Origin of the sequence: Flavobacterium yafengii, assembly GCF_030010375.1 — a bacterium.
In the GTDB taxonomy this organism is placed as follows: Bacteria; Bacteroidota; Bacteroidia; order Flavobacteriales; family Flavobacteriaceae; genus Flavobacterium; species Flavobacterium yafengii.
The window spans coordinates 1-12,123 of record NZ_JASCRY010000002.1 but is presented as its reverse complement, the minus strand read 5'-3'; the positions used below and the strand labels follow the sequence as shown (position 1 = coordinate 12,123).

The following is a 12,123-nucleotide window of genomic DNA, read 5'->3' as shown; positions in this document are numbered from 1 at the left end:
AGGTAACGGTTGTAAGTCAGTATTATTTATACTTTTATTTATTTTTATGATTTTTAGGTTCTAAAAATTCTAGCTATAAAAAAACATGTCTCTTAAAAATAGATTTCAAAAAATAAATAATCTACTGGTAAAAACAAAAAAATCCTGAGCTTTCACTCAGGATTTTTTTAAAATATATAACAATTTTCTAATTAAGAAAGCGCTGCTTTTACTTGATCCGCTGCTTCTTGAAATTCAACAGCAGATAAAATTGGCATTCCTGAATTATCAATTAATTCTTTTGCGATAGCTGCATTTGTACCTTGTAAACGAACAATGATTGGTACTTTAATTGCATCACCCATATTTTTGTAAGCATCAACAACTCCTTGCGCCACACGGTCACAACGAACAATTCCACCAAAAATATTAATCAAAATTGCTTTTACGTTTTGATCTTTTAAGATAATACGGAAAGCAGTTTCAACACGTTTTGCATCAGCAGTTCCACCTACATCAAGGAAGTTAGCAGGCTCAAAACCAGCATACTTGATTAAATCCATAGTTGCCATCGCTAAACCAGCTCCGTTCACCATACATCCTACAGTACCGTCAAGATCTACATAGTTTAAACCAACTTCTTTTGCTTCAACTTCGATTGGGTTTTCCTCACGAACGTCGCGCATGTCAGCATATTTCTTTTGTCTGTATAAAGCATTATCATCGATATTTACTTTAGCATCTACAGCCATAATTTTATTATCAGATGTTTTTAAAACCGGGTTGATTTCAAACATCGAAGCATCAGATCCAATATAAGCATTATATAAAGAATCGATAAATTTTACCATTTCTTTGAAAGCATTTCCAGAAAGACCTAAGTTAAAAGCAATTCTTCTTGCTTGAAAACCTTGTAATCCAACAGAAGGATCAACTTCTTCAGTAAAAATTAAATGTGGAGTGTGTTCTGCAACTTCTTCAATATCCATTCCACCTTCAGTAGAATACATAATCATGTTACGACCTGTAGCTCTATTCAATAAAACAGAAACATAAAACTCAGAAGTTTCACTTTCACCAGGATAATAAACATCTTCAGCAATTAAAACTTTGTGTACTTTTTTACCTTCAGCAGAAGTTTGAGGTGTAATCAATTGCATTCCGATGATTTGCTCTGAAATCTCTTCAACTTGTTGTAAATTTTTGGCAAGTTTAACTCCACCACCTTTTCCACGTCCACCTGCATGAACTTGGGCTTTTACAACATACCAACTTGTACCAGTTTCGGTAGTTAATTGTTTTGCAGCTGCAACCGCTTCTACTGGGCTATTAGCGACGATTCCGCGTTGAATGCGAACTCCGTAGCTAGCTAAAATTTCTTTTCCTTGATATTCGTGTATGTTCATAATATAGAATTTGTCTGGATTCTGAATTTATTTCAGAATAAAAGTGGTACAAAAATAGCAAAATTAAACTTAACTGTTATTTTTTTTTTAAATTTAAATGGTGTCTAAATTTAGATATTTAAAACCCGCCAATAACTGGGATGAAAATATAAAAAATATAAAAATTAATTACTAATTTGTTATAAATATCGAACAAAAACCATCAGTAAAACATTTCTCTCAAAATTTCTGGCTTTACCTCTCAAATTTCATTTTGTTTTTGTCGAAAAATCAAATCAGATGTCCTTAAATCTTATTATTGTGATTTATTTAACCTTTTTCTATTAGAACTGTAAAAACAAGGCGTTTTTAACTTTTAAGCCCGTTATATGTTACTAAATCTTTAATTTTGTAAAAAAAAATATTAAGCATGAAAGTTAAAGAACAAGGCCTTTATTTGCCCGAATTTGAACACGACAATTGCGGAGCAGGATTCATTTGTAATTTGAATGGAATTAAATCGAATGATATTATACACAAAGCACTGGATATTCTAATCAAATTAGAACACCGTGGTGCTGTGAGTTCAGATGGCAGAACTGGAGATGGAGCAGGAATATTATTTGATATCCCACATGATTTTTTTAAGAAAGTTTGTGAATTTGATATCCCGGAAACTAAGGAGTATGCCGTAGGAATGGTTTTTATGCCAAAAAGTAAAAATCAAGTTGTTTTTTGTAAAACTACTTTTGAAACTTCGATACGCGATCAAAATTTAGAAATATTAGGATGGAGAGACGTTCCCGTTGACGCATCAAATTTAGGCAGAATTGCCGGCGAGAAAGAACCAACCGTAAAACAAGTATTTGTTGGTAAAAATGGCTTAGACCTTACGGAACAACAATTTAACGCTAAACTATTTGCAGCGAGAAAAATTGCAGAACATACTATCAGAAATTCAAGAATCTCAGAAAGTCACATGTTTTATTTTTCCAGTTTCTCCACTACTACCATAATATATAAAGGTTTGCTGATGCCGGAAGACATCAGCAGATACTATACTGATTTATTGGATGATGACTTGGTAACCAGATTAGCTTTGGTTCACCAACGTTTCTCTACCAATACATTTCCATCTTGGGAATTAGCACAACCTTTCCGTTACATGTGCCACAATGGTGAAATCAATACACTTCGCGGTAATATTAGCCGTATGCGTGCTCGTGAAGAACTGATGAAAAGTGATGTTTTTGGTGATGATATCAAAAAATTATTTCCAATTATTTTAGAAGGAAAATCAGATTCTGCTTCAATGGATATGGTAATTGAACTGTTATTGATGACAGGTCGTTCTTTACCAGAAGCAATGATGATGGTCGTTCCTGAAGCTTGGGAAAAACACCAAACAATGTCAGCCGATAAAAAAGCATTTTACGAATACAACGCTTGTATCATGGAACCTTGGGATGGCCCAGCTTCTATTCCTTTTACAGATGGTAACGTTATTGGTGCTTTATTGGATAGAAATGGTTTACGTCCATCTCGTTATACATTGACTAAAAGTGGCTTCGTAATTATGTCATCAGAGATTGGTGTTCTTGACATCAAACCTGAAGATGTGATACAACACGGTCGCTTAGAACCAGGAAAAATGTTTTTGGTTGACATGAACGAAGGTCGTATCATTGAAGATGATGAGATCAAAAATGCTATTGTTACCAAACGTCCTTACAAACAATGGTTGGATGAAAATTTAGTACAATTGGCTCAAATACCATACACTGACAATCCAATTCCTGTAGAAAACATAGATTTTGAAACAAGACAAAGACTTTTTGGCTACACGTTGGAGGATTTAAAAACAATCATAAACCCAATGGGAGCTGAAGGTGCAGAAGCATTAAGTTCTATGGGTAATGATACTCCGCTAGCTGTTTTATCAGATCAGCCACAGCTTTTATACAACTATTTCAAACAATTATTTGCTCAGGTTACTAATCCACCTTTGGATGGTATTCGTGAAGAAATTATTACTGATATCAGTTTAGCGATTGGTGGAGATTATAATATTTTTGACATTGTTCCAAAACATTGTAAAAAACTAAAAATTCAAAATCCAGTTATTTCAAACGAAGATTTAGATAAAATAAGAAACATTGATCATGCTGATTTCAAATCAGTTACTATTTCTACTCTATACGATATAGAAAAAGGAGTAAACGGATTAGAACGCGCTTTGGAAAGAGCGGTTCAAGCGACTTTCAAAGCAGTTTCTGAAGGTTGTAACATTGTAATTCTTTCGGATAGAGGAGTTAGTGAAAAAATGGCTCCAATACCAATGTTATTGGCCTGCTCTTACATTCATCATTCACTTAACATTCTAAAAGTTCGTTCTAAATTTGGAATCATAATCGAATCCGCAGAACCTCGCGAACCACATCATTTTGCATTATTATTTGGTTACGGAGCCAGTGCAATTAACCCTTACATGGTGAATGAAATTATTCATGACCAAGTTAACCAAGGTTTTATCACTGGTGTAAAAGCTGATTATGCCATTAAAAATTACAATAAAGCTATTGCAAAAGGGATTCTGAAAATCATGAATAAAATTGGTATCTCTACTTTACATTCGTACAGAGCGGCACAAATTTTTGAAATTTTAGGATTAAATAAAACATTCACTTCTAAATATTTCCCTTATACTCCTTCCAGAATTGAAGGAATTGGTCTAATGGAAGTCGAAAAAGAAATCAAGAAAAGATACCAGAAAGCATTTCCAAATTCAAAAGTCAGCAATTTATTGCCTTTAGAAATTGGAGGTATTTACAGATGGAGAAGATCGGGAGAAAAACACATGTTTAATCCAACGACAATTTCTAAACTACAACAAGCAGTACGTTTAAACAGTCCTGAGAGCTATAAAGAATACTCTAAAATGGTTAATGATCAAAGTGAGAACTTGATGACTATTAGAGGGTTATTTGAATTCAATAACTTAGATCCTATTTCAATTGACGAAGTGGAGCCTTGGACGGAAATTGTAAAAAAATTCAAAACTGGCGCCATGTCTTATGGATCTATCAGCCAAGAAGCTCATGAAAATCTAGCGATTGCCATGAACAGAATTGGAGGGAAAAGTAATTCCGGAGAAGGTGGAGAAGATTCAAAACGTTTCCAAAAAGACTTAAATGGAGATTCTAGAAATAGTGCTATCAAGCAAGTTGCTTCTGGAAGATTTGGGGTTTCTATCAACTATTTAACAAACGCCAAAGAGATTCAAATAAAAATGGCTCAAGGTGCAAAACCTGGAGAAGGTGGTCAATTACCTGGTGAAAAAGTAGTGCCTTGGATTGCTGCAGTGAGAAATTCTACACCTTATGTAGGATTAATTTCACCTCCGCCACACCATGATATTTATTCTATTGAAGATTTATCACAGTTAATTTTTGATTTAAAAAATGCCAATCGTGAAGCTAGAATTAATGTGAAATTAGTTTCTGAAGTGGGTGTTGGAACAATCGCTGCCGGTGTTGCTAAAGCAAAAGCTGATGTGATCTTGATTTCAGGATACGACGGAGGAACTGGAGCTGCACCGTTAACTTCACTACAACATACCGGTATTCCTTGGGAACTTGGGCTTGCCGAAGCACAACAAACCTTAATCTTAAATGATTTAAGAAGTCGCGTAGTTTTAGAATGTGACGGACAATTGAAAACCGGACGTGACGTAGCCATTGCTGCTTTACTTGGTGCTGAAGAATTCGGTTTTGCAACAGCGCCGTTAGTAGCATCTGGTTGTATTATGATGAGAGCGTGCCACTTGAATACATGTCCAGTTGGTATTGCAACGCAAGATCCTGAATTGAGAAAAAATTTCAAAGGAACGCCGGAACACATCATCAACTTCATGTATTTTATTGCTGAGGAGTTGAGAGAAATCATGGCACAATTAGGGTTCAGAACATTAAAAGAAATGGTAGGACAATCTCAAAAATTGAATGTCAATAAAGCCATCAAGCATTATAAAGCAAGTGGATTAGATTTATCTACAATCTTATATAAGCCAGAAAAAGCTAAAGAAGTTCCAAACCATAATACAACTACACAAGACCATGCTTTAGACCATGTACTTGATTTTGAAATTATAAAAGCGGCTATTCCTTCTATTTATAGAAAAGAAAAAACAAGAGTCACTTTTAATATTAAAAATACGGATCGTTCCGTTGGAGCTATATTGAGTAATGAAATTTCAAAAATATATGGTGCACAAGGTTTACCTGAGGACACCATATTAGTTGATTTTGAAGGTTCTGCCGGACAAAGTTTTGGTGCTTTTGCAACTAATGGTCTATCCTTCAAGATACATGGAAATTGTAATGACTATTTAGGAAAAGGACTTTCTGGAGGTAAATTAATTATCAAAGTCCCACCTGCTGCCACTTTCAAACCAGAAGAAAATATCATCATTGGTAACGTTGCACTTTATGGAGCAATCACTGGTGAAGCGTATATAAATGGTATGGCTGGAGAACGTTTTTGTGTGAGAAATTCTGGAGCAACAGCTGTTGTAGAAGGGATTGGAGATCATGGATGCGAATACATGACCGGAGGAACTGTAGTGGTTTTAGGAAAAACAGGAAGAAATTTTGCTGCAGGAATGAGCGGTGGTATTGCTTATGTTTTTGATCCAAATAAAAAATTCGATGCCACATTATGTAATATGGAAATGGTCGCTTTTGAAACATTGGAAGATGATGACTTTACTAAACTGAGACGTTTGATAAAAAATCATTCTATGTATACCAATAGTCCTTTGGCAAAAAGGATTTTAGAAGATTGGGAAAACCAACGCAACCATTTTATCAAAGTAATGCCTACTGATTACAAAAAAGCATTGCAGAGATTAGCAGAAGAAAAAAAAATTGAAGAACTAATAGCACTATAGTCATGGGAAAGATAGGAGGATTTAAAGAATATACTAGAACCGACGAAAGTAATGTTGCTGTTCCAGAAAGAGTATCGAATTATAATGAATTTACAATTCCGTTAACCAAAGATAAAATCAAAGAACAAGGATCCAGATGTATGGATTGTGGGATTCCATTTTGCCATAGTGCCTGTCCATTAGGAAATTTGATTCCAGATTTTAATGACATGGTACATCAGGAAGAATGGGAAAGTGCTTTAAAAATATTGCAATCAACTAATAATTTTCCTGAATTTACAGGTCGTTTATGCCCCGCTCCATGTGAGAAATCATGTGTATTAGGTATTATAAGCGAGCCGGTAGCAATCGAAAATATTGAAAAAAATATTATCGAAAGAGGTTTTGCTGAAGGTTGGATAAAGCCACAACCACCAGAAGTTAGAACAGGAAAAACAGTGGCTGTAATAGGTTCTGGTCCTGCTGGTTTAGCGGCTGCACAACAATTAAATCGTGCTGGACATACCGTTACCGTTTTTGAAAGAGATAATGCCATTGGTGGATTATTACGTTACGGAATTCCAAATTTCAAATTAGAAAAAGGAATTATAGACAGGCGCGTTGCTGTTTTAGAAGCTGAAGGAATTACTTTTAAAACGAATGTAAATGTTGGCGTAAACTATAGTGTTGAAGAATTGAACGCTTTTGATTCTATCGTATTATGCGGTGGCGCAACCGAAAGAAGAAGTTTACCTACTAAAGGAATAGAAAGCAAAGGAGTTGTTCAAGCAATGACTTTCTTGACACAACAAACTAAATCACTATATGGTGAGGTAATTCCTGATCAAATAATGGCTACTGGTAAAGATGTGATCGTTATTGGTGGTGGAGATACTGGTTCTGATTGTGTGGGAACATCAAACAGACATGGAGCCAAATCGGTTACTAATTTTGAAATTTTACCAAAACCACCAGTTGGAAGAAGTGAAACTACTCCTTGGCCATTTTGGCCATTGCAATTAAAAACATCCTCTTCACATGAAGAAGGTTGTAATAGAAACTGGTTAATCAATACCAAAGAATTCATTTCTAATGAAAAAGGAGAACTTGTAGGTTTAAAAACCGTTGAAGTGGCTTGGAAAATGACACCGGGACAAAGACCTGAATTGATAGAAAAAGAAGGTTCAGAAAAAATCTGGCCTTGTGATTTAGCCTTATTGGCACTTGGATTTACAGGACCAGAGAAAACATTAAGTGATCAATTAGGATTAGAAATTGATATGAGAAGCAATTATAAAGCAACCAATTATCAAACGAATGTTCCTAATATATTTACTGCAGGTGACATGCGAAGAGGACAATCTTTAATTGTATGGGCAATATCTGAAGGTCGTGAAGCTGCCAGAGAAGTCGATAAATACTTGATGGGTTATACCAATTTACCAACCAAAGGAAATGGCGACTTACCTAACTTGTAATTCTGAATAACATTTTATAACCCTTGATAGAAAAAATTTGTCAAGGGTTATTTTTTTTATAAAATTTCAAATAAATGTTTAATTTATAACTTTTTGTTAGAATTTGTTAGAATTCGTTTATTAGCTTGTGGGACTAAATAAAGAATAATAAATTTGCTCAAAATTAATAATCATGCAATCAAAAGACTTAGTACAATTAGCAGAACAATTTGGCAGTCCATTATACGTTTATGATGCCGAAAAAATACAATCTCAATACAATAGATTAACGAAAGCTTTTTCAAAGGTAGATAAGTTGCGCATCAATTATGCAATGAAGGCTTTGTCGAATGTTGCTATACTTCAGTTATTAAAAGAAATGGGGTCAGGATTAGATACTGTTTCCATTCAAGAAGTATTATTAGGACTTCATGCCGGCTACGACCCAGACAAAATATTTTATACTCCAAATGGTGTTTCTCTTGAAGAAATTGAAGAAGTTTCAGCCATGGGAGTTCAAATAAATATTGACAACTTATCCATATTAGAGCAATTTGGCACAAAATACCCAAATGTTCCTGTATGCATCAGAATAAATCCGCATGTAATGGCCGGAGGAAATGCAAATATATCTGTTGGTCATATCGATAGTAAATTTGGTATTTCGGTACACCAATTGCCTCATTTGGTACGTATTGTAGAAAATACAAAAATGAACATTGTAGGTATTCACATGCATACCGGTTCTGATATTTTGGACATCGAAGTATTTTTATATGCTGCTGAAATATTATTTGATGCCGCCAGAAACTTCAAAAACCTTGAATTCCTAGACTTCGGTAGTGGATTTAAAGTGCCTTATAAAAAAGACGATATCGAAACTGACATTGAAGAATTAGGTAAAAAATTATCAAAAAGATTCAATGCCTTTTGTACCGAATATGGAAAAGAATTAACCTTGATATTTGAACCAGGAAAATTTTTAGTAAGTGAAGCAGGTTTCTTTTTGGCTAAAGTTAATGTAGTTAAACAAACTACTTCAACAGTTTTTGCAGGTATAGACAGTGGTTTTAATCATTTGATTAGACCAATGTTTTATGGTTCACAACATCATATCGAAAATATATCTCATCCAAAAGGGAAAGAGCGTTTCTACTCCGTGGTAGGATATATTTGCGAAACCGATACTTTTGCCAATAACAGAAAAATTGCGGAAATAAAAGAAGGTGATATTTTATCTTTTAGAAATGCAGGGGCTTATTGTTTCTCTATGGCTTCAAACTACAACTCCAGATACAAGCCAGCCGAAGTATTATGGATGAACGGTGAAGGGCATTTAATCAGAGCACATGAGACCTTTGAGGATTTACTTAAAAATCAAATTCCGTTACCAGTTGCAGTAACATCAGTATAAAATAAAAAAATCCCATTCGCTAATGCAAATGGGATTTTTTAATAATACGCAATACTATTATTTTTTATCAAGCAACGTGTCTAAAACTTCAGATTCAGTTCCATTAGGAAATGGAATTTTCAACATTTGTGAAAGTGTAGGTGCAATTTGAGTTATGTACTTTTTAGTATGCAATTCTCCTTTTGGAACTTGCCATCCATAAAAAAGTAAAGGTACGTGTGTATCATAACTATTAGGCGAACCATGTGTAGTTCCTGTAGCTTGATATTGCATATAACCAGTTTTATCAAGTATAACAATATCGCCATTTTGTTTAGGATCATAACCCTTAGAAATAAAACTCAAAAAATAATCATCTCCTGACGAAGCTAAAATTTCTTCTTCAGTGTACACTCTCTTAACTTGCTCTTGAGTCATTAAAAAGTCTTTGAAACTTTGTTTCACTTTAGCCAATTCTAAACCTTTTTGTTTAATAATTTCTTTATTGAAAAAAAGATTAAAATTAGAATAATCCAATATCAAATCTGAACCAAAGGTTTCGTTTGAATGTTTTTTTAATGCCTCAACAATGTCTTTCGAAGGAATATTTTTTACATTGTATTTGTTATCTTTTAAATAATTAGGATTCTCAGCTCCAGCGTGATCAGCAGTCAGAAAAAGTAAATAATTATCCTTTCCAACCGTTTTGTCTAAATAGCTTAAAAACTGAGCCAAAGTTTGATCTAAACGCAAATAAGTATCCTGTAACTCCATAGAACGCGGTCCAAAAGTGTGTCCTACATAGTCCGTTGAAGAAAAACTAACAGTAAGAAAATCAGTAATATCATCTTTCCCTAAATCTTCTTTTTCTATAGCTTTTATCGCTAATTCAGCCAAAATATCATTCCCGAAAGGTGTTGTACGCAAAACATCAGCGCCTTTTTCTTTGTAGATCTTACTTAAATCATAAGGAAAAACCGGTGGATTTGCTTTATCTAATTTTCCTTCATATGGATTATCATCAGAAAGGCTTTCGTTATAAGTACCAACAGGCTTCAGTAAATCCCAACCTGTATTGATATAATTCATGTATCGTTTTTCTTGGTTGAATTCTGTTACCCAAACTGGTAATGTTGAACCATAAAAAGTACTAGAAATGAATGCTCCCGTTTTACTATACCAAAATGCCCAATTAGCAAAATGACCCGCTGGCAAAATAGCGCCACGATCTTTCAAACTCATGCCGATTACTTTTCCATTAAAATTTGTCGCCATTCGCAACTCATCAGTAATGGTGGTACTTAGCAAGTTTTTTGGAGACATTGCTCCCTCGTTTTCTGTACCATTACCTATTGTTTTTACAGAAGCATCATCTGTACAATACACATCTTTTCCTATAGCTTTATTAAACCATTCATTCCCTACAATACCATGTGTGGACGGGGTTGCTCCAGTATAGATACTCGCATGACCCGGTGCAGTATAAGTGGGCACATAATTGTAATGCATGTTATGAAATGTATACCCATTATTCATTAATCTTTTAAAACCATTTGCAGAAAAATCATCTGAAAAACGATATAGATATTCCATTTTCATTTGGTCTACCACTATACCCACCACTAATTTAGGGCGTTGCTGAGATTGTGAGTTCAAAGACATAATAAATGCCAAAAACAAAATAATTTTTTTCATATTATATTTTTATATTTAAAACAAAAATACAACATAAAGTTTAATCAAACTCTGAACAAATACTTCATGATACTTAATTAATCTATTCTTAACCCATCAAAAAAACATGCGCAAAAGTTAATTAAAAATTGCAAGTGTATATTTTACTTGCTATTGCAAAATGAAAGACTAAATTTTAGTAGATTTCTAAATAAAGTGATTATGGAAATGTATGACAATAAAAATACTGCTCAAAAATCATTCGATGAAAATTATTTATCAGAAGAATTATTACAAGCACAATGGGCGGAATTTATAGAACTAAAGAAAGTAATTGCGGAAATATACCTTAAAAAAGGAAGTCCAATAACCATCTTAGACATCGGAATTAGTAATGCTCGAATAGTAAAACATTTAAGTGCAATTCCCGAAATGTGAAATATGGTTAAATTCTATGACGGTACTGATAATGCCGAAACATGTGTTAATTTATCACGTAACACAGCAAATGAATTAAATATTGAAGATAAAGTGACCGTTTATTTTTTAGATGCTGTAAAATTAAATCAATTACAAAAGCATTATGATTTGATTATTACAACTTGGTTTACGGCAGGCAACTTTTATCCTGAAAACTTCCCTTTTGAAAATTATAATTTATTTTTCAAAAAAATTGATTTATCAAAAAATGAAAAATTTGATACTGTTTTCACCTTTGCCTATAAAATGCTGAATGCTAATGGAGAAGTTTTAATTGGAGCCTGCTATATTGACAATGAGAATACGAGAAAAAAACAAGAACTATCGTATCAGAAAATGGGAATGACTGTAATAACTGGTGCCAAAGATAGTTTTACAGCTACAAAAGAAAGATTTTAGCCACAAATATTTACAGAAGAAAAAATATATCAATATTTTAAATTTGTAAAGCCTGAAAAAATATCATTTACCCAACTCGATCCTTATGATTATGCCATGCAAGTACGAATAAAAAAGTAAAAATATTAATAGTACTAAATAATTTACAACAAACCATATAAAACGTAAAAAAAACCCTGATCAAATTCATGATGAAGATTTTAATAGCATCTGAACAATTCCAGATTAAAGAAAGGGGATCAGCCGAGGCGTTAGCCGCACAGGTAGTACGTATAAACAAAAAAATCCTCATCAAATTCATGATGAGGATTTTTCAAAGAAAGGCGACGACATACTCTCCCACATAACTGCAGTACCATCTGCGCAGGCGGGCTTAACTACTCTGTTCGGGATGGGAAGAGGTGAGCCCCGCCGCAATAACCACCTTAA

The 12,123-nt window shown here is 33.8% G+C and carries 7 protein-coding genes and 1 rRNA gene; 5 read left to right on the top strand and 3 right to left on the bottom strand.

The annotated features are described in order from the left end of the window. Nucleotides 1-191 precede the first annotated feature (191 nt). On the bottom strand, nucleotides 192-1,385 hold the full coding sequence (gene sucC / locus QLS97_RS07605; protein ID WP_099716000.1) for an ADP-forming succinate--CoA ligase subunit beta: 1,194 nt from the start codon (nucleotides 1,383-1,385) through the stop codon (nucleotides 192-194). Nucleotides 1,386-1,794: 409 nt separating this feature from the next. Between sucC and gltB the strand changes: the two genes are divergently transcribed. From gltB to lysA, 3 genes are all read left to right on the top strand, one after another. Then, nucleotides 1,795-6,312, top strand: coding sequence for a glutamate synthase large subunit (gene gltB, locus QLS97_RS07600; protein ID WP_282715600.1), 4,518 nt, complete (start codon nucleotides 1,795-1,797; stop codon nucleotides 6,310-6,312). A 2-nt stretch (nucleotides 6,313-6,314) separates the two neighbouring features. Next, nucleotides 6,315-7,769, top strand: a complete 1,455-nt coding sequence (locus QLS97_RS07595; RefSeq protein WP_282715598.1) for a glutamate synthase subunit beta — start codon at nucleotides 6,315-6,317, stop codon at nucleotides 7,767-7,769. A 172-nt stretch (nucleotides 7,770-7,941) separates the two neighbouring features. After that, on the top strand, nucleotides 7,942-9,162 hold the full coding sequence (gene lysA / locus QLS97_RS07590; RefSeq protein WP_282715596.1) for a diaminopimelate decarboxylase: 1,221 nt from the start codon (nucleotides 7,942-7,944) through the stop codon (nucleotides 9,160-9,162). A 57-nt stretch (nucleotides 9,163-9,219) separates the two neighbouring features. On the opposite strand, the gene pafA is transcribed toward lysA, so the two are convergent. Beyond that, entirely contained in the window at nucleotides 9,220-10,836 is a 1,617-nt protein-coding gene (gene pafA / locus QLS97_RS07585; RefSeq protein WP_282715595.1) for an alkaline phosphatase PafA, read from the bottom strand. 201 nt (nucleotides 10,837-11,037) lie between these two features. On the opposite strand from pafA, the gene QLS97_RS07580 reads away from it, so the two are divergent. Further along, complete coding sequence (locus tag QLS97_RS07580) at nucleotides 11,038-11,253, top strand: hypothetical protein (protein WP_282715593.1); 216 nt, start codon at nucleotides 11,038-11,040, stop codon at nucleotides 11,251-11,253. Between the two features lie 3 nt (nucleotides 11,254-11,256). After that, the gene (locus QLS97_RS07575) at nucleotides 11,257-11,694 is read left to right on the top strand and encodes a hypothetical protein (protein ID WP_282715591.1); all 438 of its coding nucleotides are present in this window, start codon (nucleotides 11,257-11,259) and stop codon (nucleotides 11,692-11,694) included. 318 nt (nucleotides 11,695-12,012) lie between these two features. On the opposite strand, the gene rrf is transcribed toward QLS97_RS07575, so the two are convergent. Beyond that, nucleotides 12,013-12,122: ribosomal RNA gene (gene rrf, locus QLS97_RS07570) — 5S ribosomal RNA — on the bottom strand. Nucleotide 12,123: the final 1 nt, after the last annotated feature.

Coding starts and splice junctions, on each gene's coding strand:
- QLS97_RS07575 (WP_282715591.1), top strand. CDS start 11,257: ATGGTTAAATTCTATGACGGTACTGATAATGCCGAAACATGTGTTAAT.
- QLS97_RS07580 (WP_282715593.1), top strand. CDS start 11,038: ATGGAAATGTATGACAATAAAAATACTGCTCAAAAATCATTCGATGAA.
- lysA (WP_282715596.1), top strand. CDS start 7,942: ATGCAATCAAAAGACTTAGTACAATTAGCAGAACAATTTGGCAGTCCA.
- pafA (WP_282715595.1), bottom strand. CDS start 10,836: ATGAAAAAAATTATTTTGTTTTTGGCATTTATTATGTCTTTGAACTCA.
- QLS97_RS07595 (WP_282715598.1), top strand. CDS start 6,315: ATGGGAAAGATAGGAGGATTTAAAGAATATACTAGAACCGACGAAAGT.
- gltB (WP_282715600.1), top strand. CDS start 1,795: ATGAAAGTTAAAGAACAAGGCCTTTATTTGCCCGAATTTGAACACGAC.
- sucC (WP_099716000.1), bottom strand. CDS start 1,385: ATGAACATACACGAATATCAAGGAAAAGAAATTTTAGCTAGCTACGGA.